The organism is Niallia sp. FSL R7-0271 (genome assembly GCF_038005785.1).
GTDB lineage: Bacteria > Bacillota > Bacilli > Bacillales > Cytobacillaceae > Niallia.
On record NZ_JBBOTZ010000002.1, the window covers coordinates 763478 to 789080 of the forward strand.

Here is a 25603-nt window from a genome sequence, read left to right on the forward strand (position 1 = left end):
CTTTTTTTTATTTACAATAACTTAAACAATATTGAATTTATGGTGGAAGGAAGTCGTTTACAATATGTCGAACATAAACTTATAAAACATAATGGAGGTTTTATAGTGGAACAGAAGGACTTGTGGAGCTTAATAGAATTGTCTAAATCAGGTGATGATCAAGCAGAATGGATAATTGAGGAACTAGCTCAGAAAAAAATAGAGGAAGTGATAGATTTTGAATGTCATTTCCAATCACTGATGAATAGCAGTTATCAATCTCGCCTATGGGGAGCGGCATATGTGTTAATGGGTGGATGTTCTGACGATGCTTTTGATTATTTTCGAGGATGGCTGATTGGACAAGGAGAGGAAGTGTTCAATAAAGTATTGAAAGACCCTGAGTTTCTAGCAGAGTATATCAGCGAAGATAATCTTGACGAAGAAGGTTTCCCTCAAAATGAAGAATTGCTTTCTGCTGGCTTAGAGGCTTATAGTCTCATTAAAACAGGTGATACAGAATGGAATGATAATATTTATGATGAGTTTCTAGAAGCACTTGATCAGAAGGGCTTACAGCCTGCAAAAGAAATAGAGTTTGATTGGGAAGAAGAAGATTTAGAGGGTTTATTTCCAATACTATGGAAAAGGTTTGAAGAAGATCCTCTTGGATGAATTTACATAAAGGGCATGTTTTAGACACTGACGCGGCGTTGATTCTAATTAATTGGAATTAACGCTGCTTAAAATGGTGGAGGTGCTGTGACTTTGAAAAAACGAAGAAAACTTTTTTTTTATCATTGCAGCAGCGATATTAGGACTAATAGCAATAGGTGTTTTGCTATTTTTCACTGTCACCCCGATTTATCATGGTACCGTTTTAGAAGTTCAGCAAAATAATCAGCAAGATAGGCACCCTTCCATATGGGGAAAGGAATATTCCCTTGATGACACCACAAATAAAACGAAAAGAGAATTAAGGAAGATGTATGAATACCAAGGGATTGTTTTTGATATGCCAGCCTATATTCCTGATAAAGTAATAAAAAATCTATCTCAAGGCCAAGAAGTGAAAATTTACTATAGTGGGATAGTTGAAGCTTCTGCTCCTGGCGGTGGTGATGCTTATTGGGTAACCATTGTAGATGAATAGGAAGTATACAGAAAAGTTAGCAGTGTTTTTAGCAAACCAAATCAATATTCTTTTTTGGAAAAGGAGTTAATACGATTGAGGCATGGAGTGATTAAAGCAACAATTCCTTTAAAAAACCAAAAAACAACCAGCTATTAGATTGTCCATTGGTTAATTAAGTTACAGCTTATGTTGCTTCCGTTTTTTGGAAATAAATATATAACTTTCAGTACAGCGCTAACTATGCATGCTGTGATAGAATATCATCCCTGTTAATAGTCTGCTTCTAATTGCAATTCTGCAACAGAATAGAGTACAGCATAGCCGCTGATTCTGACTCTCTCACCATCCAGCTTGCAATATAAAGTTCCGCCCCGCTCAGATAGATGTCTTGCTACCATTTCTGTTTTGTTTAATTTTTCTGACCAGTAGGGAATAAGCTGGCAATGTGCAGAGCCGCACACAGGATCTTCGTTAACATTTAATTTCGGGAAAAAAGCTCTTGAGACAAAATCAAACTGATTGCTTTTAGCTGTTAAGATGACACCGACTCCGTCTTCTATTTCCTTCAGTGCAGTGAAATTAGGAGTTGCTTGAAGCACATTATTTTCATCTTCCAAAACTAACATAAGATCTCTCGCTAAATAGGCTGCAACAGGAGTAACGCCTAGTGCGTTTATTATATTATTAGAGATGTCTATTTTAGCTGGCATCCTGCTTGGAAAATCCATTTCAAATAATTCTCCTTTTTTTAATACAGTTAAATCACCGCTTAGTGTTTGGAATATCCATTGTTTTGCTTCTTTCGTATAAAAATTGGCTAAAACGAAAGCTGTCGCAAGGGTAGCGTGGCCGCACAAATCAATTTCTCCTCCTGGTGTGAACCATCTTAAATGATATTTATCACCGGTTTTTACAGCAAAAGCAGTTTCTGATAAATTATTTTCTTTGGCAATTAACTGCATGAGATTATCAGAAGGCCATTTCTCTAAAATACACACAGCAGCTGGATTTCCTTCAAATACTTTTTCAGCAAAAGCATCGACAAAATAACATTTCATTACTATTAGCCTCCTAAAGGTTCGAATAATTATAAATATTAAAATATCATGTAGCTTGTATGCAATCAATAGTAAAAGTGAAATTTGTAAACAGCCATAAATTATGGGGAATTATTTCATAATAAATAGGGGGGGATTTGAATGCAGCCTATCAAAACTACGGAAATTCCAGCTGCTATAACAGATTATCTTAAAAATATTAAATCAATTAAGTTTCCTCGGCAGGGATGCACCTCAGATGTTGGAATAATTGAAAGTACACAAGGAACTTATGCGCTAAAAAGGGCAAAGGGTGACCTTTATTGCTCATGGCTGGACAAAGAAATAGTTGTTTTAAACTGCTTAAGTAATCAGACAACATTACCTGTTCCAAAAGTGATAAAGTATGTAAAACAAGCCAAGCTAAATGAATGCTGGGCTCTTCTTGAATTTATAGAGGGAGAAACAGTGAGAGCGGCTTTATCGAAAGAAGAAAATAAGGAGCAGAGGCGAAAAATATTGGTTAATTTTGGCGCAACTTTAGCTCAGATTCATGCCACTCCATGTCCTGGTGAACTAAGGAACACGCATTGGCTAAGCCGCATGCTAGAGGAGGCGGACTTCTACCTAGAAAATTATCAGGTGGATGGAAATAAGGAGTTATTAGAAAAAATGAAGAAAACGAAACCTACAAGCTATGTATCAACGCTCATTCATGGAGATTTTACGATTGATAATGTATTAGTGTCTGCTGGCGAAATAACTGGTGTCATTGATTGGGGACGCGGGGATTTTGGCGATCCAAGATATGATGCAGCCTTAGCTGTACAGCCAAGAACCAATATTTTTGATGAAAGAGGAGATAAAGAACTATTTTTTAAAGGATATGGAGATAATATTATAGATGAAAATATTTACGATTTTTATGTAAATGGATTGTATGAATTTTTTTAATGCTCCCCTCTCTTCTTAATGAGCCTATGAAATAAGCTCGATATGGTAATAAAGCCTTCACATTACTGTGAAGGCTTTATTGGATGACACAAAATTATTTTTCTAATGCTAGCATATTCATTTGGATGGAATAAGTATTAGGAGAAAAAGCTATAGATATATTTTCATTCGATTCATCAATTATGCTGAAATAGCCTTGATTAGAATCAACCAGTCTTTCTTTAATTTGATTTTTTATTACTTCTAAATATTCCTTTTGTTTGTCATCTATCTCGATTGCTATTTTCAAAGTAGGATTGTTCATATTTTTAAATCCCTCCTAATTAGTTTATAAAATCATTATGGCCCATACATGAAAAGGATAAACAATATTGCTAATACGGACGTCCGAAGCTCTGCACTCGTTAACTAGAATCACTCCACTAACCAAACAGCTGCCTGACGAATAAGATACATCAATTACTTTATTTGGAATGGTGTTATATGAACGGTCATTGGAAAGAAATAACTGGTTCCCTTCTTTCTACAATTGGTACGATCCAAGCTGCGATTGGGAGCACTCCTGATTTTCATTTGAGCAAAAATCAAAACTATGAACTCCGCTTAGTGGGTAATGTGCTGCAGGCTTCTGGGAGTGCATTATCTGCTGATGGTCAAGGAACCGTATCGTTAGAAAAGATCGGGGACGAAATCCAGGCTGTTGGTAATTCGACAGTCATTACTGGTCTGATCCTTTATGGAACTTCTAATACAGAAACGGAGCAAAGACTTATTATTACTGGTAACTGGCTTCAAGCATTAGGGAGCTTTGTGGGTCTTGCCGATGAATTCTTTGATTCAACAGAAATGGGCAGGGCAGAGAATATTATCGGTAATCTGCTGCAAGGAATCGGCAATTCGTTACAAGCTGTAGGTGGTGTGCAAGCGTTAAACACAAATAATTTAAACCAAGGTAAAACAGGGGTTGCTGGCAGCTGGATACAAGCTGCAGGTTCTGTCATCTCCCTTATTGGGCAAATACAAGAGGAGCTGGAGGAAATTCGACTTAATATTAATGAATAAATTATTACAGACTATTAGTAGTTGTTATATGTAGATTCGTTGGTCAAAAATCCAAAACAATCAGCTTACTTTAACTTTTGGACATATTTTTAGGAAAAGTAAGGGAACAATATTAAGGCCAATAGTAAGGATAAAGATGGAGGAGTAAAATGGAAGTAAATCACGACCGAATTAAATTAACTGCTGCAGAATTGTCCTACTTATGGGCTACCTTCCTTGCAGATAGTATGTCTATTTGTGTTTTTAAGTATTTTCTTAAACATATCGAAGATGAAGATATTAAATCAATTATTATTCATGCAAAGAAGCTCTCAGAAGAACATGTTGAATTTATTAGACAGATATATTCAATGGAAAAAATTCAAATACCCCAAGGATTTACTGAGGAAGATGTCAATTTAAATGTTAAGCGCTTGTTTTCAGATACTTTTTACTTAGTTTATCTTAGAAATATGTCTAAAGGGGGGCTAGCTACACATGGAAGAGTATTGCAGAACACTTACCGTCAAGATATACGTACTTTTTTTACCGCTTGCCTAACTGAGACAATTGAAATTGATAATAAAATAACTAGCCTGTTATTAGAAAAAGGAATAGCAGTTCGTCCACCTGTTATTCCATATCCCGAAAAATTAGAGTTCGTACATAAGCAAGCCTTTATTTTAGAAGGTTTTGGCAGAAGGAGGGTACTATCTGGCACTGAGGTAACCAATCTGTTTGCTAATGTCCAAACAAATCATACAGGAATATGCTTAGCGATGGCTTTTAGCCAAGTTACAAAAAATGAAAAGGTTCGTAAATATTTTTTAAGAGGGAAAGAAATTGCTATCAAGCATGTGAAGGTATTAGACAGTTATTTAGAAATGGCTTCACTGCCGACTCCCATGTCTGCTGTTCACGAAATAACAGAATCAATGGAAGCACCTTTTTCGGATAAACTCATGATGTTCCACTTTAGTTTGATGGTTTATGCTGGGATTGGCAACTATGGAATATCTATTTCTGAAAGTCAGAGAAGCGATTTAGTTGCGGATTATCTGCGTTTAATTGGGGAAGTGTTGAAGCTCTCTGAAGACGGTTCAAATATCATGATTGATCATGAGTGGTTAGAACAGCCGCCAGTGTCAGCCGACAGAAATTAACTAAACTGGAAATAGCAAAACATAGGGAGCTCCGTCCAGCTTCCTTGTTCACTTTTTTAACTTGTTAATAGCAAGTAAATTGGTGGTATCGGATAAAAATTCAAAATAAAAAGCATAATAAATGGAAGTGTCTCACTCCTAGCGAAAATGCCGCTGATTAAAGAAGGGGATTTTTTGAAAATCACAAAATTAATAATATTGATTGTTTTAGTTAATCTTTTAAGCGGTTGTTGGGATCGGAAAGAATTGATGAATGTTTCCATTGTTACAGGGATGGCGGTGGACAAGGGTGATAATCAAAAATATAGACTGACAGTTGAAACTACGGCAGCTTCAGAAGTCAGTCCTCGTACGGCGGAAGGCTTTGCTCCTGCAAACGTTCAGACATTAGAAGGTAACACGATTGCGGAGATTACCCATAAATTTAATATTACAAGTGAACAAAGTTTTATACTTTCCCATATGAGGCTGTTAGTGATTAGTGAAGAAATAGCAGAAAAAGGCATGCTTGAATTTATGGATTTTTTGGATAGGAATCGGGAAATACGCGATGATTTTGAAGTAGTTATCGCAAGAGGCGGCGATGCTGCCGATGTATTAAAAGTCAATAACATGTACAAAAAAAGTTCATCCTTAAAAGTTTATACACAGCTCGTATCCATGTATAAAGACTGGGGAGGGGTGCCTGAATTAAAGCTGAATGATTTTATTCGAATTTATAATTCTGACGGACAAACGCCTGTACTTGTAGCGATGAAGGTTAGAGGAGACCCCAAAAAAGGCGGCAATATTGAAAATATGAAAAGTGTAACTCCTGAAAGTAAAGTAGACGTTGATTCTCTCGGTATTGTAAAAGGTGGTAAATTGCTTGGTTATATCTCTTTCTACGATGTTCGAAATATGCTGTTTGTCCAAAATAATATTAAAAGTACCGTTATTTCTGCTGTGTGTGGGAAAGATGATAAAAAAATAGGCTATCGTGTTACAAATTCGCTGACAAAAGTAACTGCAGCAGAAAAGGAAGGGGTACCAACCTTTACAATAAAAGTTAAAACAGAGGGATTTCTCCTAGGGACGCAATGCCTAACTAATATTAAGAAGCCATATGCTTTTGAGGACTTTGAAAAAGCAATTAACACTCTGATGGAAAAAGAAATAACCGATAGTATTGAAAAAATGAAAGAGGATTTTAATGCAGACATATTTGGGTTGGGAGAACTGCTAAGAGAACAAGACTACAAGCATTTTAAAAAATATAAGAATAATTGGGATGAGGGGTTTGCAAAATCAAAGATCCAAATTATTTTTGATTCGGAAATAAAAAGAACTGGACTAAGAAATGAACGTCTTATCATGAAATAGAAAATAATGTATATTTAAAAATAAATTTCAGTTGCAGATTGCAGCTGTTTTTTATATGAAAAGAAAGGGATCCTATATTTTAAAAAAGCCCTGATATAATGAAAGTAATATCGTATAGGTAACAATAATGAATTGATTGCTTAAAAATAGACATTAAATTTAATCATCTAGAATAGTAATATAAATAACTATAAAATGAGGATTTAATAATCGTAATTGAATTGGCTAATTTTATATGTTATAGTATTTTCATAACTTATTAAGGTTGTTTAATAAGTTTCTGGAGACTTATTAAATGGTTTTAAAAAGTCCTTGAAGCGGCAATGAAATTACTAAAATAATGATGAGCGAGGTTAACTATGGCATTATTTCTATTAATCATTATTTACTTGGCATTTATCAGCTTAGGCTTGCCGGATTCGCTGCTTGGGGCTGCATGGCCGGTCATGCAATTAGACCTTGGCGCACCGCTTGAGACTGCCGGCTTGCTTTTTATGGTCATTGCGGGCGGTACAATTATCTCGAGTTTAATCAGCGGTAAGGTGCTCAAACGTTTCGGAACTGGCAAGGTTACATTTGTCAGTGTTCTAATGACAGCTGCTGCCTTGCTTGGATTTTGCTTTGCGCCCTCTGTTGTTTGGCTAATTGTATGCGCTATCCCGCTTGGTTTAGGAGCGGGGGCCGTTGATACAGGCTTGAACGATTATGTAGCTGTTCATTATAAAGCCCATCATATGAGCTGGCTGCATTGCTTTTGGGGAGTGGGGGCTACTCTTGGCCCGATTATTATGGCTCAGTTTATCTCAGAGGGAAATATGTGGAGAAGTGGCTATTTTGTTATCTCTGCCATTCAATTTGTATTAGTAGTCATTCTTTTGTTCACATTGCCTTTATGGAAAAGAGTCGGTAATAATCATAATACATCTGTACAGGAAGAGTTATTAGAAGCTGCTTCTGTTGATGATGAAAAAGCGCTAAAGCCTTTACAGGTTAAAGGGGTAAAACTGGCTATGGCGACGTTCTTGTTTTATTGTGGAGTGGAAGCAACATTAGGGCTATGGGGCAGTAGTTTTCTCGTAAACGTGAAAGGACTAAGTGCCGCATCTGCCGCACAATGGGTTTCCTTATATTATGCAGGAATTACTGTGGGCAGGTTTTTAACAGGGTTTATCACCTTCAAATTGACTAATCGAACATTAATACGTTCAGGGCAATTAATTGCCTTGCTTGGTGCAATCATATTATTGTTACCACTGCCATCACTGTTTTCGCTAATAGGCTTTATCATTATAGGCTTAGGGTTAGCACCGATTTTCCCATGTATGCTTCATGAAACGCCTGCCCGTTTTGGAAAGAGACATTCACAAACGATCATGGGCTACCAAATGGCATTAGCTTATACTGGCACAACCTTCATGCCGCCGCTCGTTGGGTTTATTTCATCTTCCTTAACAATTGGAATCTTTCCAATTTGTATCATTATCTTTGCTGCGGCAATGCTGTTATGTTCTGAAAAATTGAACCAACTATTAAAAAGAAATACAAAAACTGCTTTATAAAAACATATTAAAGGTAGGACTCGTCATGAAAACAGAAAAAGAAAAGATGCTTGCGGGAGAAATGTATAATCCAGCAGATCCAGTACTAACTAGTGAGCGTAAGGAAGCAAGACAAAAGGTAAGGCTATATAATCAAACAATAGAAACGGAGGGCGAAAAACGGGCTGCATTATTAAAAGACTTACTTGGGGCAACAGGACAAAACATTTATATGGAACCTAATATCCGTTTTGATTATGGAAGAAACACTTATGTTGGAGAAAACTTTTATGCCAATTTCGATTGCACTATTCTTGATGTGTGTGAAGTCCGTTTTGGTGACAACTGCATGCTGGCTCCAGGTGTGCAAATCTACACAGCAACACATCCGCTCCATCCAACAGACAGAAATTCAGGCAAGGAATATGGTAAACCAATCACATTTGGAAACAATGTCTGGATTGGCGGAAGTGCGATTATTAATCCAGGAGTGACAGTAGGGAATAATGTTGTTATTGCATCAGGTGCGGTTGTTACAAAGGATGTTCCAGACAATGCAGTCGTTGGTGGAAATCCGGCAAGAATCATTAAATATATTGAACTATGATACAGAAAACGGAGTGATTCAGAAATGAGAATAGAGCATGTGGCCATTTGGGTCAATGATTTGGAAGCGACGAGAGCTTTTTATGAAAAGTATTTTAATGGTAAGTCATCAAGCAAGTATCATAATAAAGTAAAGGAATTCGAGTCTTATTTTCTTTCATTTGACTCAGGTGCAAGATTAGAGATAATGCGCAAAGCAGGTATTGATAAGAAGAGCAACGAGGAAATACTCGGCTGGGCTCATATTGCCATCTCTTTAGGAAGCAGGGAGGCAGTGGATGATATGACCGCCAGATTAAAAAATGACGGTTACCGTCACGTAAACGGTCCTCGGGTTACTGGTGACGGCTATTATGAAAGTGTTATAGAAGATTCGGAAGGGAACTTGTTAGAGTTAACTGTATAATGTGCAGGGCAGGGCTGTCGTTAAAGACAGCCTGCTTTTTTTATTATTGCTCTGATTTAACTAAGATTTTCACTTGCTTTTTTTCGTTAATCAAGCTTTCAAATCCTTCTTCAATAACATCGTCTAAAGCAATCTTTTTCGTCACAAGCTTTTCAGCCGAAAAATAGCCTTTTTGCATTAAAGACAGGACTGCAGGAAAAACATTGCGATAGCCGATAATACCTTTAACAGTGCGCTCTTTAATAACAATATCATTCGGCAGAATTTCGGCGCCTTTTTCCCATATGCTGACAATGATAGTTTCCCCGCCAATTCCGGTAGATTGGATTGCTTGGCGAAGCACAATTGGCACACCTGTCACTTCAAATGACACGTCAACACCGCCGTCTGTTAAGCGGGCAATTTCTGCAACAGTATCTGTAATTTTAGACGGGTCAATAATGATTGCTCCTAACTCTTCTGCTTTTGCCTGTCTTTCAGGAGAGAGCTCAACAGCATATATATCGGTAGCTCCTGCTGCTTTTAGTGCTTCAATAACAAGTAAGCCGATTGGTCCGCATCCGAAAACTGCCACTTTGTCGCCGGCCTTCACTCTGCTTGAACGGACAGCATAAAGTGCTACTGCTGCTGGTTCAACGAGTGCACCTTGTTCATATGACAAATCATCCGGTAATTTAAATAAAAGTTCTTCATCTACAGCTACATATTCACTAAGACCGCCGCCGCCTCCAGCAAGGCCTAAAAAGCCCATGTTTTCATCAAGATTATACGCCCCTTGGTGTCCATATGTAGCGAAAATTGGTTCTACGACAACGCGGTCGCCAACTTGATAGTTTGTTACTCCTTCGCCAATTTCCACGACTTCACCAGAGAATTCGTGTCCTAATGTTACTGGAGCAACCTCTTTTGTTAACGGATGAGGCTGATCAACTGGAATAAAAATAGGTCCGCCTAAATACTCGTGAAGATCACTGCCACAAATACCGCACCATTTAACCTTCATTTTCACTTGGCCACGTTTTACTGTTGGTTCGTCTATTTCCTCTAAACGAATGTCTCTTTGATTATGCCATCTCAATGCCTTCATTCAAAACAGCTCCTTATGTAATGTTGTTTACAAATATTAGTATACAGCTAGTTTCACTTATGATAAATTTAGTTAATATTAACTATGGTTAAGGGCTGCTTAACTAAAGAGATTAAAAGGAATAGATACTGATGAATATTGAACAACTGAAGTACATGGTAGAAATAGCACGGACAGGCTCGCTAAAGGAGGCGGCTGATAATATGCATGTAACACTGCCTGCGTTGAGTCAATCTATTAAAAATCTTGAAAAAGAATTAAATATTATGCTTTTTCATCGCTCCAGAAGAGGATCTGTTCCGACTGATGAGGGACAAAAGCTTGTGGAAAAGGCAAATTCAGTTTTGCAGAAATTACAGGAGTTTATGGATGAGGCCGAAGCTTACACGAATACAATGAATGGTGAAATCAAGATTGCAACATATCCTGGACCGATGGAAATGCTCGTTGGTTTAATTTCTGACATAAAATGTGAATATCCGAATATTAAGGCATCTATCTATGAAAATAGCACTGAGTATATTATTGAGAAAGTGCTAGAAGGGGAAGTGGATGTTGGTTTTATAACTTATACCGAAAAAGAGGAAAAAAAGTATAAGAATCTCGTATTTAAGAAGCTGCTGGATGGACACATGGTGGTAGCGGTTAATAAGGACTCCCCATTGGCCCGTAACAAACTCATTAAACAAGAAATGTTAATTAACCAGCCTATCGTTCTTTACAATGATATATATATTCAGGAATTTATGAAGAGTTTTAGCTCGCTCCCCTACGATATCCTGTTCACAACAAATAATGTGGATACCATACGTCATACGCTTGAAAATAATACTGCCATAAATATAGGATTTGATTATGCCTTTCAAACAGATGCGGGATTATCAAGAAGTGATAAATATGTGGTCATTAACTTTGCAGAACCTCATTACAAAACATATTCCTTTGGCTATTTTTATAATGCCAACAATGGGTTATCCCGTATTATTAGAGAATTTTTAAAGCGTATTCATCGAACGATAAAAGCAAGCGATGTTAACAATGGGAGTAAAATGTAAAAGATAGATGGTTAGAGAGCGTTATCATTTTTAGCTTTTGTCAGCTGCCGATGGGCAGCTTTTTTAATAGTTTAGAAGAAGGTTTAGAGGAGCTAAAATAAGCTCGTGCGCTGTAATACATGGTGAACTAAGTGAAAAAGAGCTGGGTTATGATTTTCTCGCCGGTAAGAAATAATCCATTCAGCTATTAGTTCTTCCTGATCCAGTTTTTTATAAAGCACATCTAGATTAAACAGCTTTTTAGCAGAGTCAGGCACAACGGCAATGCCAATACCAGCGGTGACTAAACCAATTACCATTTGGTATTCAGTGGACTCTTGAACAATATTCGGCTGAAATCCATGCTTATTGCATAGTTGGATAAAGTCCTCGTAGAGGGAAGGCCACGCCTCCTTCGATAAGGAGATAATCGGTTCATTCATCATGTCTGTTATTGCAACAGCTTGTTTATCAGCTAAACGATGATTTTTAGGTATCGCAATCACACATTCACTTTTTTTCAAGCTTCTGCTGATAAGCTCACAGCTTGCTACAGGAGGATGGGAAAAGCCGATATCTATATCACCGTTCAATAACGCATTCAGCTGATTTGGCGCTGATAATTGCCGCAATTCAATATCAATTGACGGAAAAATAGTCCTAAATTCCTTAATAGCTGGCGGCAAAATTTCGTATGTAGCGGTACCGACAAAGCCGATAATGATTTTTCCAAGTTCGCCTCTGGCTGTATGGCGTGCTGTATCAACTGCTCTGTCTAATTGACTTAAGATAGACCGAATTTGCCCTAAAAACACATCTCCGGCAGTTGTTAACTCCACAGCTCGACTGGAGCGATGGAACAGGGGGAAACCCAATTCTTCCTCCAGCTGTTTTATTTGCTGGCTAAGAGGGGGCTGTGTCATATTCAGTCTGGCAGCCGCCCTACCGAAATGAAGCTCCTCGGCCACTGTTTGAAAATACTGCAAGTGTCTAAGCTCCATTAAAAATTCCCACCTTACTAATTCATTCGTAAAACATATCAATAACACATTAAATGGATATTGGAAAAAATATCATGTGAAATGTATAGTAAATCATATCATGAAATTCCAACTTATAGAAAGAATTTCAATTTTTAAGGAGTGAACAAAGAATGGATTCTCACGAAGGAACAAACATTACAAGACGTGGAGCTGAGCTGATTGTTGATACATTGATTGCTCAAGGTGTCACACATGTATTTGCTATACCTGGTGCAAAGATAGATGCAGTGTTTGATGTGCTTAAAGACAGAGGCCCAGAATTAATTCTATGCAGACACGAACAAAATGCAGCATTTATGGCAGCGGCCGTAGGCAGGCTGACAGGGACTCCAGGAGTATGCTTGGTTACTTCAGGTCCTGGGGCTTCCAATCTTGTTACAGGTTTGTTGACAGCTAATACAGAAGGAGATCCAGTTGTTGCGATAGCTGGTAATGTCATTAGAACGGATCGATTAAAACGTACGCACCAATCGCTAGATAACGCAGCTTTGTTTAAACCCGTTACCAAATATAGTGTGGAAGTACAAGATGTTAAAAACATACCAGAAGCACTGACTAATGCATTTCGGGCAGCTCAATCAGGCCAGGCTGGTGCTGCATTTATCAGCTTTCCTCAAGATGTCGTCACAGAAGAAACTTCAGTTGAAGCTTTAGCACCGCTGTTTGTGCCAGCACTCGGCCCTGCTTGTGAAAGCAGCATTCGAGCAGCTGTTACAAACATCCAAACTGCAAAATTTCCTATTGCCATAGTAGGAATGAAAGGAAGTAGACCGGCAGCTGTCAAAGCTATCCGGAACTTATTGCAAACACTCCAAATACCTTTTGTTGAAACATATCAAGGAGCTGGCGTTCTTTCAAGAGAGCTAGAGCATCAATATTATGGACGAATCGGTCTTTTTCCTAATCAACCAGGTGATCTTTTGATTGAGCAGGCAGATGTAATTCTTTCTATCGGCTATGATCCTATCGAATTTGATCCGAAGTTTTGGAATAAAAAGAAGTCTCCTATTATTCATATCGATGAGATTCAAGCAGACGCAGACCATTATTATCAGCCTGTTCATGAATTGATTGGTGACATCCCGGCAACTGCAGATAAAATGGAAATGTTTTCTGCCCAAATTAGATTAAATGAAGAAAATAAACACTTTCTTTCTCGACTAAAAGAGCTTCACACGGAAATGGAAGCCCCACGAACGGTAGAAGAAAACGGATTGTCTCATCCTCTGAATGTAATTCATGAGTTAAGAAGGCAGATTGCAGATGATGTAACTGTAACATGTGATATTGGGTCTCATGGGATTTGGATGTCTCGTCATTTCCGAACATATCAGCCTAATAAACTGCTGATTAGCAATGGTATGCAGACACTTGGTGTTGCACTGCCATGGGCTATTGCGGCCAGCATTATAAATCCAGATGAAAAGGTCGTTTCCGTTTCTGGAGACGGAGGTTTCCTCTTTTCAAGCATGGAGCTTGAAACAGCAGTCAGAGTTAAGGCAAACATTGTGCATTTAGTTTGGAATGACAGCTCATATGATATGGTTTCATTCCAGCAAAAAATGAAGTATAACCGCAATTCATGTGTCGATTTCGGGCAAGTTGACATCATTAAATATGCTGAAAGTTTTGGAGCAACAGGACTTAGGGTAAACTCTCCTAAAGAGCTTGCAAGAGTAATAGAAGAGGGCTTAAAGCAAGAAGGACCTGTGATTATTGATATTCCAATCGACTACAGTGAGAATATGGATTTGGCTAACCAAAAATGGCCGGATTATTTTAAACAACAAATGATGGAAAAAGAACTGTGGCATTCTTCCATCTAATATGCCACATCCCGTTTATAAGTGAATTTTAAAGAATAGAGGTGATTATGCATGGAGATGGTTAAATCAATACATGCTGACATAATAAAAGACGAACAAGATCAAAAGCAGGAAGTTTATCAAGTATCCACCATGACTGCACTTCTGGATGGCGTTTACGACGGAGACTTTAGTTTAGGAGAAATACCTGAACACGGAGATTTCGGGATTGGCACTTTTAATAAATTAGACGGAGAATTAATTGGGTTTGACGGAGAGTTTTACAGGCTCCGCTCAGATGGAACAGCAACACCTGTGAAAGAAAACGACAAATCGCCATTTTGTTCCCTGACATTCTTTGAAACGGAAATCGTTCATCGTGTGGATCGGCCCCTGACATTAGAGCAATTAGGAGAAGAATTAGACGAAATTCTTCCTAGTAAAAACGTATTTTATGCTATTAGGATGGACGGTGCGTTTAAAAAGGTCCAAACTAGAACAGTAGAAGCTCAAAGCAAACCATATGTACCAATGATTGAGGCAGTTCAAACACAGCCAATTTTTAATTTAGAGCATATAGAAGGTACGATTGCTGGATTCCGCACACCACAATATGCAAATGGTATAGCAGTTGCTGGCTACCATTTACATTTTATTGATAAAGACAGAAAAAGCGGCGGCCATGTTTTCGATTTTACGATAGAGAACGTCACAATTCGTATTTGTAAAAAACAAATAATGAACTTAAGACTGCCTCAGACAGAAGAGTTTTTTAAAGCCGATTTAGATCGCGCTGATATCGCCAATGATATCGCCGAAGCAGAAGGAAGTCCAGAAAAGAGATAATTTTACGTAAAAAGCGAAGCCTGAACTATAACGGGCCTCGCTTTTTTTGTTTAAGAACAGCAAGTGATAGTATTGTAGTTTTGGCCTTTTTTAGGAATAAATATTGATAAAGTGAAATAACTTGTTATATATCCTTTTTTAGTTTACTATTAATAATAGACATCAAAGGTCTTTAATATGCTTAAAGGGGATTTTTATGAAATATTCAAAAGCTACTAACTACGCTTTGCATACAATGGTATATCTATCATTAATGCCGAAAGGAAAGTTAGTTGGAGTAGAGCAATTAGCTAAAATCCAAGATCTTTCCCCGACATATTTGTCAAAGATATTAACTAAATTAGTGAAAGCTGGCCTAATTGAATCAACTCCGGGAGTGAATGGCGGCTATAGTATTGTGAAACATTCACGTGAAATTTCTTTTTTAGATGTAATTCAGGCAATTGAAGGGAAAACATCATTGTTCAGCTGTTCGCGGGAGCATGAGGATGCTAAAAATGGTGTATGTTTAATTGAAAATGTCATGATGGAAGCAGAAAGAAATATGGCTGATGAGCTGGCAAATAAGTACATCATGGATATTGCTGCAAAATTAGAAAAAACAAAAAAAGGAAAAACAGTAGTTACAGACTTAAAGTAATTTTTTTCGTGTAATTACAGATATTAAGAGTCTTTAATATATTTAATAGGAGGAACTGGATTATGTTACTAGATTGTGTAGTAGTCGGCGGAGGACCAGCAGGATTAAATGCCGCACTTGTATTAGGAAGAGCGAAAAAGAAGATCATTTTATTTGATGAAAACAAACCAAGAAATGCTGTTACACATGAATCTCACGGTTTTATTACTAGAGATAAGATAAAACCTTCAGAATTTAAACAGATTGCTTTGGAAGATTTAAAGGCATACCCGGAAATAACCATAAAAAATCAAAGGGTATACGATATAAAAACAGAAAATGATCATTTTGTTATTCTAACAAGTGACGGCCTAACCTATCAATCGCGTAAGATAATTCTGGCAACAGGACTTAAAGATATATTGCCAAACATTAAAGGTATACATGATTACTATGGAACAAGCATATTCAGCTGTCCATTTTGTGATGGCTGGGAATTGAAAGACCGCCCATTAGTTGTGATATCAGAAAATGAGCGCGCTTTTCATATAACAAAGATGATATACAATTGGAGCAAAGATGTTGTTGTTTGTACAAACGGAAAAGCTGTTTTTACAAACGAGCAAAAGCAGTTATTAGCTAATAACAATATAGAATTAATTGAAGAAGAGATAGAATACTTAGAAGGGGATAAAGGGCAGCTTCGCCATATTATATTGAAAAGCGGGAGAGAAATTGCAAGAGCTGGAGGCTTTGTAACAGCAGGTTTGCAACAGGCATCACCGTTAGCACAAGTATTAGGATGCAGTTTGAACAATATGGGCGGAATCGAAACAGACAATTCTGGCCGAACGAATATTGCAGGAGTGTACGCATGCGGAGATAATGCTGTTATTGCGCCAGCTCAATTGATTGTTGCAGCAGCAGAGGGAAGCAAAGCCGCTATGGCAGTTGTTGGTGATTTAGTGAATGAGGACTTTTAAAAATGTAATTCTTAAAATATAACGGACAAGGGCCTATAAGAAATGGCCCTTTTTTTATTTAATATGGTAGGAACTCAGAAGTATGGGAATAGTAACAGAAGCCAGTTGAATAACTAATTAGCTCGTCTTTTACTAAGTTAAACTTTCTTACATAGCCTTTACTATATTTACTTTTGATAAAAATGCAAATTACAAAACTAGTCTCTTTCAGACCAGTTTTTTTCGACTGATAATAGTATCATTAGGTTAGATATTACAAAATCTATTACTAGATCTTAGTTAAAATAGGAGGAAGTCACTCATGTCAAAACTTAACTTTCCAGAAAACTTTTTATGGGGCGGAGCTACTGCTGCCAACCAATTAGAAGGTGGATATAATGAAGGCGGTAAAGGTCTAAACCTAGCAGATGTATTGCCAGGTGGAAAAGTCCGTCTAAAAGTTATCGCTCAAACTGGCTTTGATTTTGAAATCGATAAATCAAAATATGTATATCCAAACCATGATGGAATTGACTTCTATCATCGTTACAAAGAAGATATTGCACTATTTGCTGAAATGGGCTTTAAAGCATACCGCATGAGTATTGCTTGGTCTCGTATCTTCCCAAATGGCGACGAACTAGAGCCGAATGAAGAAGGCCTAGCATTTTATGACAAAGTTTTTGATGAACTAGCTAAATATGGTATTGAGCCAGTTGTTACTATTTCTCACTATGAAACACCGCTTCACTTAATTAAAGAATACGGTGGCTGGAGAAGCCGTGAACTAGTTACATTCTTTGAGCGTTATGCAACAGTGTTATTTAACCGCTATAAAGACAAAGTAAAATACTGGTTAACATTCAATGAAATCAATGGTGCAACACATATGCCTATTTTAGGACTAGGCTTCTCTCCTGAAAACGAGGAAACAAAGCTGCAAGACAGCTTCCAAGGTTTGCATCACCAATTTGTTGCTAGCAGCTTAGCAGTTAAAGCAGGACATGAAATTATTCCTGATGCACAAATCGGCTGTATGTTAATTTACGCACCAGTTTATGCGTATGATAGCAACCCTGAAAATGTGCTTCATGCTATTAAAGAGGAGCAAGTGTTTAACTATCTGTGTGGTGATGTTCAAGTAAGAGGAGCATATCCAACTTTTGCTAAGCGCTACTTTAAAGAAAATAACGTTAATCTGAAGATTGAAGATGGCGACTTGGAATTGTTAAAGCAATATCCAGTTGATTTCATCAGCTTAAGCTACTATATGTCTCGTACAGAGAAAAAGGTTAAAACAGATGAGGAAAAATCACAAGGTAACCTTATCGGCGGAATTAAAAACCCATTCTTGAATGCAAGTGAATGGGGCTGGGAAATTGACCCGACTGGACTTCGCATCTCTTTAAACAATCTGTATGACCGCTACCAAGTACCATTGTTCGTTGTAGAAAATGGTCTAGGCGCATACGATAAAGTAGAAGAAGATGGTTCTATTAACGATGATTACCGCATTGATTACCTTCGTGAACATATTAGAGCGATGGGTGAAGCTATCGAAGACGGTGTTGAGTTAATGGGTTATACTTCATGGGGCTGTATTGACTTAGTAAGTGCATCTTCAGGAGAAATGTCTAAGCGTTATGGTTATATCTATGTAGATAAACATGATGACGGAAGCGGTACATTTGACCGCAGCAAGAAGAAATCCTTCTTCTGGTATAAAGATGTAATTGCAACAAATGGTGAAAATCTGTAATAATATGAAGCGCTTGGGATTATCCCAAGCGCTTTTGTTATAGGCATTTATTCCTTAACGGCCTTCACTACAAAGGTATATAGTCTTCTAGGAAGTTAATAAATATATGCCTTGATAGTAGTTATTATCCTGCTAGAGTAAAAATAAATCTAGTAACTTATTGTTTTATTTGGTATATTCTTTAAAAATATACTGCAAAAGGAATGACCTGTGATGAAGTTAATTAAACAGTTTATGTTAAATCGTCCTGCTGATAAAAGAATGGCCTATTTCTACGGTGTTGTGACAACAGATGAACAAGTCTGGCTATTGCGTAATGAAGAAGATGACTTATTAGTATTAGAAGGCGATGAACAGTATTCTTTTGTACTGCCAGTCTGGCCAAGCAGAAGCTTTGCCGAAATGGAGTCAACCCATTTAGAGGATCCATATGAAGCATTTAACATGCCATTGAGCCAATTCATAGAGGAGCTGCTAATTGATGTGGAAAATGACGGCGGTGCAGCAGCTATCTTTCCAAACCAAAAGGATGCAAGTATTCAAACAAGGGAAGAAATAATAGAAATGATACGTAATATTTAACAGATACGCATAAGTTTCATTATCATTAAGATTTTGAATATAACAGCAGGTGAAAAAATATTAGAGTTAGACTTTATTTTTATATTGACTTTGAGGTGGGGGAGCCGCTGTTGAATGATGCTGCTGCCCTTTAATATATGGACATGGAGGAAGATATGGAGTCTGAGCAACGATTTAAGAAACTGAAAGAATTTCAGGAGCTGTTTGAAAATATTTTTAGTAAAACGAAAACACAGCATAATTTTTTCCCGAAAACAGAATACAATCTTAGTGATGGTCACATCTTAATTTTGACTTATTTGTACAGAATCAAGACTTGCACAGCATCCGATATTACTAAATATTTAGGGATAACATCAGGTGGGGGAACGGTATTAACTGATACGTTATTAAAGCATGATTTAATCAATCGTCAAAGGTCTGCAAGTGATCGAAGAGTCGTAGAGCTTACATTAACACCTGAAGGAAAGAAAATTGTTGATCAAATTATTGAAAGCAGAGCAACTGCGTTTGTAGAACTTCTGCAAGATTTAGAGGAAACAGAAATTGATCAAATGTTAAACGTATTTCGTAAATTAAATAAAAAACTAAAATAACTAATATTATCATTAATTGATATAAATTCTCATTGACTATTATCAGTAACAATGATAACTTTACTACTAACTAATATCTTAGTTAGTAAGATAATTATTTAATAATATAAAGGAGGTATTCATAATGTTTGTTAATCAGGCCCATTTTGAAGGGGAGAAGCACAATGAAGATAAATTAATAAACAAGATGAAAAAAACGCAAGAGGACTTGAGTGGTGTAGAAGGATTGCATGCTGTTGAGTTTTGGAAAAAAGAAAAAACCGATACAGTCGAATATGTAATTGTCTCAAAATGGACAGCAAAAAAGGACTTCACAGCATGGTTATCTAGAGAAGAGCATGTTAACGAGCATAAAGAAATGATTAAACAGAAGAAACAAGGCATTAGTGAGAAGCCTGTGATGAAAAAGACGATTGTTCAATACGAAACGGTAGAGGTTTCTGCTTTATAATAAGAATTTTGTAAGGGGTATTTATGAAGATTCATATAAAATATAAACAGCTTGTATTTGCATTCTTTATGTCGTTAAGTATGAGCGTATTTATTTCTTTTATTCTTGTATCCATTAATTTTGGATACAGCAGTCATTTTCTCCCACAATGGTTAAAAATGTGGGGACAAGCATTCATTTGTGCATTTTTTGGAGCTTACTTCTTCCCAAAATTTATCCATAAGATTATGATAAAAATTAGCTTTGTGGAAACGAAGGTTAAAGAGACAAAAGGGATATAATTACTAATAAGCGAAGCTGCTGTCTTTACATAGACTTAAGCTTCGCTTTTTTGTTCTATTTTTATGATGATAGTGAAGCAGTTTTTTTTCATTAAGGTTATCATTTGCCATAAAACGAGATATATTTTGATATTAAAAATTTGCTTTAATCCTTATATGATAAATATGATAACGTTTACAAATTAAGGTTAAAGGGGGTTTTAATATGAAGAATACTGGTTCACTTGCATTAAAAGAAAAGCTTGCTTTTGGCATGGGTGCTTTCGGTAAGGATTTTGTTTATATCTTTATATCGATGTATCTTTTGTACTTTTATACAGATGTACTGCAGATTCCGGCGACAACAGCTGGTGCTATCCTTTTAATCGTTCGCCTTGTAGATGCGCTGTTTGATCTGCCTTTTGGTTTTTTAGTGGATAAAACGAGGACTAGATGGGGAAAGCTGCGACCGTACTTGCTATTTGGAGCGGTTCCTTACGGAGCTTGCGCTGCATTCTTATTCTATGCTCCTGCTTTTTCTCAGTCAGGAAAGATTTTTTATGCTTTCACTTTATATTTATTGATTAGCATTTTATACAGTATTGTCAGCATTCCTCATGCAGCTTTAAACACAGTAATGACAGATAATATTCAAGAAAGAGCACATCTTTCTAAATACTTGGTTATGTTCTCAGGAATCGCTGCAGCTGTAGCAGGAGTTATTACTGTTCCGATTGTTAGTTTGTTTCCAAATGAAAAGAGCGGCTATTTTTTTATGGGAGCATCATTAGGAATGTTAGCGATCATTTTTATTCTACTTTGTTTTAGGGGAACAACAGAACAGGTTACAAATACGGATAACAAATCAGTACCGTTAAGACTTGCACTGAAAACTGTCATGACAAATATTCCATTCTTGATATTATGTGCTTCGTTCCTATTGGCCCAGCTTAGCTTAGGAATTCGCGGTGCTGCCGGTATCTATTACTTTATCTATAATGTAGGCAACGCCAATCTATTCAGTATCGTTTCTGGTATTGGCGGAATTATCGGGTTAGTTTTAACATTCTTGTCTCCATTGCTCGCATTGAGGATAGGCATGAAAAAATATTATATTCTTGTAGGTGCATTTACTGTTATAGATTTTCTCTTGATTTACTTTACACCAGTAAGCAATATTCCACTTGTTTTAACGCTTAATATTATGGCAGGAACATTGACTGGATTAACGATGTTTGCTGGTTGGGGCATGCTTCCAGATGCCATTTCCTATTCTATTAAAAGGAATGGGTTGCATATAGAAGGTGTTTATTATTCTCTTTACAACTTTATTCAAAAGCTGGGAACTTCCCTTGCCGGCGGTCTTGCTGGCTTTGTGTTAGCTGCATATGGCTATCAAACAGGCAATGCGCCAACTCCTCAAAGCTTAGAAGGAATTCTCGTAACATCTGCATTAATACCAGCAGCTTGTGCCCTTTTGTTTTCTATATTAATGGTGTTTTATAACTCCAATAAGGCAGAAGCAATAAACTCACAGATAGAAGGTGACCGTTCCAATGTGTTGTAAGGTTAAGGTGGATAACTTAAAAGTAGAAAACCAGGTAAACCCAATGGGAATAGATATAATGAAACCACGATTTAGCTGGACAATTCTTTCATCTAAACATAATGTTTTGCAAACGGCGTATCACATTATAGTGACAGATGAGCAGGGGATAAAAGTATGGAATTCAAACAAAGTAGAAACGGATCAGTCAGTATGGATTGAATATAATGGCTCTCCCCTCCAGTCTCGAACACGTTACAGCTGGCAAGTTAAGATTTGGGATAATCATGGAAATGAGACAGATTGGAGTGTGCCGCAAAATCTGGAAATGGGTTTATTATGCAAAGAAGATTGGCTGGCAGCATGGATAGAACCAGAGCAGCAAGAGGCAGTTGAGGAAGCGGAGATTACTGTTCAAGACATATTTTCAGGAGCGTTAAAGGCGGAGAGTCTTGAGGAAAGAACGAAAAATCTTCATCCGCCAAAGCGGTTAAGACGATTGTTTACAATTAATAAAACGGTAAAAAAAGCCCGTCTCTATATGACAAGTCATGGTATTTATAAGCTGGAACTAAACGGGCGGAAACTAGAAAATATTGAATTTGCTCCAGACTTTACAGCATATAATGTTCATTTGCAATATCAGACATACGATGTGACTGGATATATAAACAAAGGAGAAAATGCCCTTGGTGTAGAATTGGCAGATGGCTGGTATATCGGCCGGATTCAGTTAACAGGCCATAGCTGCCAATATGGTAATAAATTAGGTGTGCTGCTCCAATTAGAGATTGAATTAGAGGATGGAACGAAAGAAATTATCACCTCAGATGAACAGTTTGTGTCAAGCTCAGGACCTTGGCAATATGCTGATTTGTTTATAGGCGAAAGCTATGATGCCCGTCTAGAGCAAGAGAATTGGAGCTGTGCAGAGTATGATGCTGCAGACTGGACTCCGGTTAAAAGAGCAGAATATTCCTTGGGAAATCTTTCTGCCCAATATGGTCCTGTTGTAAAAGCAATGGAGGAAATTGCTCCCCGAGAAATACATTATGAAGAGGATGGAGCTCAAATCATTGATTTTGGCCAAGTGATCGCTGGCCGCATGCGTATTCAAATGACTGTTCCTAGAGATACAAGGATAATTTTTGAGCATAGTGAGGTATTAGATGAAAACGGCAAATTTTTTATGAATATTATGGGCAGAAATAAAGATCAAACGAACTTTTATGTGGCAAAAGGGGATGACAGAGAGACATATGAACCAAGCTTTGTGTTCCATGGCTTCCGGTATGTGCGAGTAACTGGTCATCCGACACCTATTCAAACAGAAGATATTACAGCAGTTGTTTTATACAGCGATATGGAGATGACAGGGAACTTCACTTGTTCAGATGAGCGCCTAAATCGCCTGCAGCAAAACATTCAGTGGAGCCAAAAAACAAATATGCTGTCGATCCCGACAGATTGTCCGCAGCGGGAACGGGCTGGATGGACAGGTGATATTCAAGTGTTTGCTCCTACAGCTGCATATAATATGGATGTTGCTTCCTTCTTAACGAGGTGGCTTAAGGATGTTCGTTTAGAACAGTTTCCTGACGGGCAAATTGCTAACTATGTACCAACTGGAAAATATTATGTGAATGAAAGTAAAGCTAGTTTTGGAAATCTTTCAAGTGCAGGCTGGGGAGATGCTATCATTATCGTCCCATGGGTGCTGTATGAAAGATATGGTGATACAAGAATTTTAGAAGAGAATTATACTGCAATGACAAAGTGGTTGAATTATGTTCGGCAAACAGCAGAGTCAGAAATTCCTGACAGTTTAAAGGATGAACAAGATGCTGTTCGCTTAAATCGGCAAAAATATTTATGGAACACAGGCTTCCATTTTGGAGATTGGCTCATACCAAGCATGAAGGATCCAATTGAAAGTGCACTTAAGACAAAAGAACTTGTAGCCACATGCTTTTATGCCAATTCGGCTTTGCTTTTAGCGAAAATTTCCATTATCCTTGGCAAAAAAGAAACAGCAGCTATGTATGAGGAATTAAATCAACAGATTCGAAAAGCCTTTGAAGAAGAGTATATAGATAAGAACGGCAGAGTATCCTCACCTACACAAGGGATCTATATTTTAGCGCTGCAAATGAATATGGTTTCGGATAGTAAACGTCCTCTCGTAGTAAACCAGCTGATTCAATTAATTAAAGAGAATGGATATAAGTTAGACACGGGCTTTTTATCGATTCCATACTTAATGGATGTGCTGTGTAAAGAGGGCGAGCACGAAACAGCTTACCGTTTGCTTTTTCAAACACAATGTCCCTCCTGGTTATATGAGGTGGAAAATGGAGCAACAACGATTTGGGAGTCGTGGTCTGCAATTGCTCCAGACGGAACGGTTGGCCATATGTCCTTTAACCACTATGCTTTTGGCTGTGTAGGGGATTGGTTATATCGTTATATTGCCGGGATTAATCCAGGCGAGCCTGGATATAAAACGAGCATCATTGAACCACATACAGATTGTGGATTAACGTCGGCAGCTGCTGAAATAAATACTAAGTACGGAAAATTAAGCTCCTCTTGGACAAAAACAGACAATTTGGTGACATTGATTGTTGAGGTGCCTGCTAATACGACAGCAACAGTTGTGCTGTCACATAAATCAAATATACGATTAAATGGTACAGTCCTTGAAAATGATGAAAATAAACGTTTACAAATTCAAATTGGCAGCGGTTCTTATCAATTTGATTTTGCTGACAATTATGTTCCCCAATCATGATAAGAAAACAACATCCTTTCCAAACAGACAGGATGTTGTTTTTTTTAACGAGGCAGATAATCTTTAAATCTTTTACGAAGTAAATCAAGCTGCTCCATATTTTTTAATGATGTACCTGATTTGCCTATTTCTACAATCAAATTTTCCATCAGAAAAAGAGGGGCAATCATCGAATGGAATTCATTTTTTTCGCCTCTATCTGCATAAAGCAAAATGTCAAACTTTACTGGAGCTTCCAATACAGATTGATCACTGACAACAATGGTTTTACATTTTTTTTGACTAGCATGCTTTAGGAGCACCTCTGCCTCCTTCAAAAGCCTTCCAAAGCTGAAGAGCAGAACAGAATCATGCTCATCGATGTGTATAAGCTCCTCCATTATTTCACTCCCCAGCCACCGGATAATCCGTACATCCCGTCCATAACGGCGCAGCCGATAGCATAATAGCTCACCTAAACCAAAAGAAGGACCAGGAGCATAGATAAATAACTTATTAGTGTTGCGAATGCAAGATACCGCCTGTTCAAACGTCTCTTTTTGGAAAAAATTCAAGGTAGCTTGCAGATGCTGAATACTCCGGTTTAAATGATGGCTTTGCAAGTTGGAATATTCTAAATCTGTCATCGTGTTCAGCAATTTTTTAGCTGGTGTAACATCTCGTTTTTCCTTCAAAAATTGTTTGAATTCCTTCAAGTTTTTAAAGCCGACTGCATTCCAAAAACGAGATACAGAAGCAATACTAACACCGGCTGCCTTTGCTATGTCCTTTTCAGTAGAAATAAGAACAGCAGATTCATTGTGAACAATCCAATTTCCAACTCTGCAATGACTTGGTGACAACGAATTTAGGTCAAACATCGATTCTCTCCTTTTTCTTTCATCGTAGCATGAAGTGATAAAAAAATATCAAAATGTAAGAAAATGATAAAAAGTTTACAGTATTCTTACAATTGCCATATCGGATATTTATATTGCCTTCTTACAATGAAATAGAAGTTT

26 protein-coding genes are annotated in these 25603 nt (G+C 37.4%); 21 read left to right on the forward strand and 5 right to left on the reverse strand.

The window, feature by feature from the left end:
• The first annotated feature begins 105 nt into the window (after nt 1-105).
• Complete coding sequence (locus MKX82_RS23845) at nt 106-654, forward strand: DUF4240 domain-containing protein (RefSeq protein WP_341080632.1); 549 nt, start codon at nt 106-108, stop codon at nt 652-654.
• Between the two features lie 163 nt (nt 655-817).
• Complete coding sequence (locus MKX82_RS23850) at nt 818-1132, forward strand: DUF3221 domain-containing protein (protein WP_341080635.1); 315 nt, start codon at nt 818-820, stop codon at nt 1130-1132.
• Between the two features lie 251 nt (nt 1133-1383).
• Here MKX82_RS23850 and MKX82_RS23855 read toward each other — a convergent pair whose 3' ends face one another.
• Nucleotides 1384-2172 (reverse strand): PhzF family phenazine biosynthesis protein, encoded by a 789-nt coding sequence (locus MKX82_RS23855; RefSeq protein WP_237942503.1) that lies wholly within the window; start codon nt 2170-2172, stop codon nt 1384-1386.
• Nucleotides 2173-2313: 141 nt separating this feature from the next.
• On the opposite strand from MKX82_RS23855, the gene MKX82_RS23860 reads away from it, so the two are divergent.
• On the forward strand, nt 2314-3105 hold the full coding sequence (locus tag MKX82_RS23860) for a phosphotransferase family protein (RefSeq protein ID WP_233315442.1): 792 nt from the start codon (nt 2314-2316) through the stop codon (nt 3103-3105).
• Nucleotides 3106-3199: 94 nt separating this feature from the next.
• Here the strand turns inward: MKX82_RS23860 and MKX82_RS23865 are convergent, their stop codons facing one another.
• A complete protein-coding gene (locus tag MKX82_RS23865) occupies nt 3200-3409 on the reverse strand; it encodes a hypothetical protein (protein ID WP_237942506.1) in 210 nt (69 codons plus the stop codon).
• Between the two features lie 179 nt (nt 3410-3588).
• On the opposite strand from MKX82_RS23865, the gene MKX82_RS23870 reads away from it, so the two are divergent.
• The 6 genes from MKX82_RS23870 to MKX82_RS23895 all read left to right on the forward strand — a co-directional run bounded on the left by MKX82_RS23870 (nt 3589) and on the right by MKX82_RS23895 (nt 9221).
• On the forward strand, nt 3589-4167 hold the full coding sequence (locus MKX82_RS23870; protein ID WP_233315440.1) for a DUF6944 family repetitive protein: 579 nt from the start codon (nt 3589-3591) through the stop codon (nt 4165-4167).
• A 149-nt stretch (nt 4168-4316) separates the two neighbouring features.
• Nucleotides 4317-5309, forward strand: coding sequence for a DUF3231 family protein (locus MKX82_RS23875; RefSeq protein WP_237942511.1), 993 nt, complete (start codon nt 4317-4319; stop codon nt 5307-5309).
• Nucleotides 5310-5483: 174 nt separating this feature from the next.
• Nucleotides 5484-6671 (forward strand): Ger(x)C family spore germination protein, encoded by a 1188-nt coding sequence (locus MKX82_RS23880; RefSeq protein ID WP_341080638.1) that lies wholly within the window; start codon nt 5484-5486, stop codon nt 6669-6671.
• A 359-nt stretch (nt 6672-7030) separates the two neighbouring features.
• Nucleotides 7031-8230, forward strand: a complete 1200-nt coding sequence (locus tag MKX82_RS23885; RefSeq protein WP_237942515.1) for an MFS transporter — start codon at nt 7031-7033, stop codon at nt 8228-8230.
• Nucleotides 8231-8255: 25 nt separating this feature from the next.
• Nucleotides 8256-8816 carry a sugar O-acetyltransferase gene (locus MKX82_RS23890; protein WP_341080639.1) on the forward strand — a complete coding sequence of 187 codons (561 nt, stop codon included), beginning with the start codon at nt 8256-8258 and terminating at the stop codon, nt 8814-8816.
• A 24-nt stretch (nt 8817-8840) separates the two neighbouring features.
• Complete coding sequence (locus MKX82_RS23895; RefSeq protein WP_341080640.1) at nt 8841-9221, forward strand: VOC family protein; 381 nt, start codon at nt 8841-8843, stop codon at nt 9219-9221.
• A 43-nt stretch (nt 9222-9264) separates the two neighbouring features.
• Here the strand turns inward: MKX82_RS23895 and MKX82_RS23900 are convergent, their stop codons facing one another.
• The gene (locus MKX82_RS23900) at nt 9265-10308 is read right to left on the reverse strand and encodes a 2,3-butanediol dehydrogenase (RefSeq protein WP_233315434.1); all 1044 of its coding nucleotides are present in this window, start codon (nt 10306-10308) and stop codon (nt 9265-9267) included.
• Nucleotides 10309-10439: 131 nt separating this feature from the next.
• Here MKX82_RS23900 and MKX82_RS23905 point away from each other — a divergent pair, with 131 nt between their 5' ends.
• A complete protein-coding gene (locus MKX82_RS23905) occupies nt 10440-11363 on the forward strand; it encodes a LysR family transcriptional regulator (RefSeq protein WP_341080642.1) in 924 nt (307 codons plus the stop codon).
• Nucleotides 11364-11455: 92 nt separating this feature from the next.
• Here MKX82_RS23905 and alsR read toward each other — a convergent pair whose 3' ends face one another.
• Entirely contained in the window at nt 11456-12343 is an 888-nt protein-coding gene (gene alsR, locus MKX82_RS23910) for an acetoin biosynthesis transcriptional regulator AlsR (protein WP_237942524.1), read from the reverse strand.
• A gap of 152 nt (nt 12344-12495) precedes the next feature.
• Between alsR and alsS the strand changes: the two genes are divergently transcribed.
• The 11 genes from alsS to MKX82_RS23965 all read left to right on the forward strand — a co-directional run bounded on the left by alsS (nt 12496) and on the right by MKX82_RS23965 (nt 24602).
• Nucleotides 12496-14211 carry an acetolactate synthase AlsS gene (gene alsS / locus MKX82_RS23915; protein WP_237942526.1) on the forward strand — a complete coding sequence of 572 codons (1716 nt, stop codon included), beginning with the start codon at nt 12496-12498 and terminating at the stop codon, nt 14209-14211.
• Between the two features lie 51 nt (nt 14212-14262).
• A complete protein-coding gene (gene budA, locus MKX82_RS23920; RefSeq protein ID WP_445738851.1) occupies nt 14263-15036 on the forward strand; it encodes an acetolactate decarboxylase in 774 nt (257 codons plus the stop codon).
• Nucleotides 15037-15232: 196 nt separating this feature from the next.
• Nucleotides 15233-15676: an Rrf2 family transcriptional regulator gene (locus MKX82_RS23925; protein ID WP_341080648.1), complete on the forward strand. Its 444-nt coding sequence runs from the start codon at nt 15233-15235 to the stop codon at nt 15674-15676.
• A 62-nt stretch (nt 15677-15738) separates the two neighbouring features.
• Nucleotides 15739-16638 carry an NAD(P)/FAD-dependent oxidoreductase gene (locus MKX82_RS23930; protein WP_233315429.1) on the forward strand — a complete coding sequence of 300 codons (900 nt, stop codon included), beginning with the start codon at nt 15739-15741 and terminating at the stop codon, nt 16636-16638.
• Between the two features lie 301 nt (nt 16639-16939).
• Complete coding sequence (locus tag MKX82_RS23935; RefSeq protein WP_233315428.1) at nt 16940-18376, forward strand: glycoside hydrolase family 1 protein; 1437 nt, start codon at nt 16940-16942, stop codon at nt 18374-18376.
• A 213-nt stretch (nt 18377-18589) separates the two neighbouring features.
• Nucleotides 18590-18958: a DUF2750 domain-containing protein gene (locus MKX82_RS23940; protein WP_341080650.1), complete on the forward strand. Its 369-nt coding sequence runs from the start codon at nt 18590-18592 to the stop codon at nt 18956-18958.
• A 137-nt stretch (nt 18959-19095) separates the two neighbouring features.
• Complete coding sequence (locus tag MKX82_RS23945; protein WP_341080652.1) at nt 19096-19554, forward strand: MarR family winged helix-turn-helix transcriptional regulator; 459 nt, start codon at nt 19096-19098, stop codon at nt 19552-19554.
• Nucleotides 19555-19678: 124 nt separating this feature from the next.
• On the forward strand, nt 19679-20005 hold the full coding sequence (locus tag MKX82_RS23950; protein ID WP_233315426.1) for an antibiotic biosynthesis monooxygenase family protein: 327 nt from the start codon (nt 19679-19681) through the stop codon (nt 20003-20005).
• A gap of 23 nt (nt 20006-20028) precedes the next feature.
• Nucleotides 20029-20286 (forward strand): DUF2798 domain-containing protein, encoded by a 258-nt coding sequence (locus MKX82_RS23955; protein ID WP_237942534.1) that lies wholly within the window; start codon nt 20029-20031, stop codon nt 20284-20286.
• Nucleotides 20287-20491: 205 nt separating this feature from the next.
• Nucleotides 20492-21832 (forward strand): MFS transporter, encoded by a 1341-nt coding sequence (locus MKX82_RS23960; protein ID WP_237942536.1) that lies wholly within the window; start codon nt 20492-20494, stop codon nt 21830-21832.
• Nucleotides 21822-24602, forward strand: a complete 2781-nt coding sequence (locus MKX82_RS23965; RefSeq protein ID WP_445738852.1) for a family 78 glycoside hydrolase catalytic domain — start codon at nt 21822-21824, stop codon at nt 24600-24602. Before MKX82_RS23960 ends, MKX82_RS23965 begins: the two co-directional genes overlap by 11 nt.
• Before the next feature lie 44 nt (nt 24603-24646).
• On the opposite strand, the gene MKX82_RS23970 is transcribed toward MKX82_RS23965, so the two are convergent.
• Nucleotides 24647-25462, reverse strand: a complete 816-nt coding sequence (locus tag MKX82_RS23970; protein ID WP_341080657.1) for a MurR/RpiR family transcriptional regulator — start codon at nt 25460-25462, stop codon at nt 24647-24649.
• Nucleotides 25463-25603 lie beyond the last annotated feature (141 nt).

Excerpts from the sequence above, each read along its gene's own strand:
- MKX82_RS23855 (WP_237942503.1), bottom strand. The coding sequence starts at position 2,172 with ATGAAATGTTATTTTGTCGATGCTTTTGCTGAAAAAGTATTTGAAGGA.
- MKX82_RS23860 (WP_233315442.1), top strand. The coding sequence starts at position 2,314 with ATGCAGCCTATCAAAACTACGGAAATTCCAGCTGCTATAACAGATTAT.
- MKX82_RS23865 (WP_237942506.1), bottom strand. The coding sequence starts at position 3,409 with ATGAACAATCCTACTTTGAAAATAGCAATCGAGATAGATGACAAACAA.
- MKX82_RS23870 (WP_233315440.1), top strand. The coding sequence starts at position 3,589 with ATGAACGGTCATTGGAAAGAAATAACTGGTTCCCTTCTTTCTACAATT.
- MKX82_RS23875 (WP_237942511.1), top strand. The coding sequence starts at position 4,317 with ATGGAAGTAAATCACGACCGAATTAAATTAACTGCTGCAGAATTGTCC.
- MKX82_RS23885 (WP_237942515.1), top strand. The coding sequence starts at position 7,031 with ATGGCATTATTTCTATTAATCATTATTTACTTGGCATTTATCAGCTTA.
- MKX82_RS23890 (WP_341080639.1), top strand. The coding sequence starts at position 8,256 with ATGAAAACAGAAAAAGAAAAGATGCTTGCGGGAGAAATGTATAATCCA.
- MKX82_RS23895 (WP_341080640.1), top strand. The coding sequence starts at position 8,841 with ATGAGAATAGAGCATGTGGCCATTTGGGTCAATGATTTGGAAGCGACG.
- MKX82_RS23900 (WP_233315434.1), bottom strand. The coding sequence starts at position 10,308 with ATGAAGGCATTGAGATGGCATAATCAAAGAGACATTCGTTTAGAGGAA.
- MKX82_RS23905 (WP_341080642.1), top strand. The coding sequence starts at position 10,440 with ATGAATATTGAACAACTGAAGTACATGGTAGAAATAGCACGGACAGGC.
- alsR (WP_237942524.1), bottom strand. The coding sequence starts at position 12,343 with ATGGAGCTTAGACACTTGCAGTATTTTCAAACAGTGGCCGAGGAGCTT.
- alsS (WP_237942526.1), top strand. The coding sequence starts at position 12,496 with ATGGATTCTCACGAAGGAACAAACATTACAAGACGTGGAGCTGAGCTG.
- budA (WP_445738851.1), top strand. The coding sequence starts at position 14,263 with ATGGAGATGGTTAAATCAATACATGCTGACATAATAAAAGACGAACAA.
- MKX82_RS23925 (WP_341080648.1), top strand. The coding sequence starts at position 15,233 with ATGAAATATTCAAAAGCTACTAACTACGCTTTGCATACAATGGTATAT.
- MKX82_RS23930 (WP_233315429.1), top strand. The coding sequence starts at position 15,739 with ATGTTACTAGATTGTGTAGTAGTCGGCGGAGGACCAGCAGGATTAAAT.
- MKX82_RS23935 (WP_233315428.1), top strand. The coding sequence starts at position 16,940 with ATGTCAAAACTTAACTTTCCAGAAAACTTTTTATGGGGCGGAGCTACT.
- MKX82_RS23940 (WP_341080650.1), top strand. The coding sequence starts at position 18,590 with ATGAAGTTAATTAAACAGTTTATGTTAAATCGTCCTGCTGATAAAAGA.
- MKX82_RS23945 (WP_341080652.1), top strand. The coding sequence starts at position 19,096 with ATGGACATGGAGGAAGATATGGAGTCTGAGCAACGATTTAAGAAACTG.
- MKX82_RS23950 (WP_233315426.1), top strand. The coding sequence starts at position 19,679 with ATGTTTGTTAATCAGGCCCATTTTGAAGGGGAGAAGCACAATGAAGAT.
- MKX82_RS23955 (WP_237942534.1), top strand. The coding sequence starts at position 20,029 with ATGAAGATTCATATAAAATATAAACAGCTTGTATTTGCATTCTTTATG.
- MKX82_RS23960 (WP_237942536.1), top strand. The coding sequence starts at position 20,492 with ATGAAGAATACTGGTTCACTTGCATTAAAAGAAAAGCTTGCTTTTGGC.
- MKX82_RS23965 (WP_445738852.1), top strand. The coding sequence starts at position 21,822 with ATGTGTTGTAAGGTTAAGGTGGATAACTTAAAAGTAGAAAACCAGGTA.
- MKX82_RS23970 (WP_341080657.1), bottom strand. The coding sequence starts at position 25,462 with ATGTTTGACCTAAATTCGTTGTCACCAAGTCATTGCAGAGTTGGAAAT.